A 541-nucleotide genomic window follows, 5' to 3' on the forward strand; every position below is an offset into this window, starting at 1 on the left:
TCTTAGAAGATGGGATGCTGTCAAAGGTTCTCGACATAGAGCGTCTACAAGACCCCGTAGAGCTTGATGAGCCTCCTATTGAGGTTCCGGATTCCGAATACTTCGAAGCTAATCAGGACGCCTTTCAGGAGCTTGCAGACTGGTATCTTTGAAGCTCCGCAGGACCGACGACAATGTAATTGTCATAGTCGGACACTATGACAAGTCAAATATTGATTTCTATCTGCTACAATAAGTTTCCAGTACCCCACAAACTGAGGGTCGGAGATTGTTATGGATATGGTAAAGAAGGAAAAATATAGAGAAATAGAGAGAGAAGTACAGAGGCTTGAAAATCTGTTCAATATAAAGGCTGTGCGATTGAAGGCACGTTATGAGACCAAGGCTATTCGTTATATGTTTGGGAATGGGGTCGAGGTTTATTGCGGTTGGGAAAAGCCTTACGATATCATGACTTGTTTGCATGACCATTATATTGACCATTCTTTTCCTGTGAAGGATGTGAAAAGTTATAGAGATTATTTGCGTTGTCTTCCTTCGC

The 541-nt window shown here is 42.1% G+C and carries 1 protein-coding gene; it reads left to right on the top strand.

Annotated elements, in window-relative coordinates; genetic code table 11:
* Positions 1 to 273 precede the first annotated feature (273 nt).
* The coding region (locus KP705_RS21750; protein WP_215764820.1) for a hypothetical protein at positions 274 to 541 on the top strand (268 nt) is incomplete at its 3' end.

The sequence above is a fragment of the Gluconobacter sp. P1D12_c genome (genome assembly GCF_018812105.1).
GTDB lineage: Bacteria > Pseudomonadota > Alphaproteobacteria > Acetobacterales > Acetobacteraceae > Gluconobacter > Gluconobacter oxydans_A.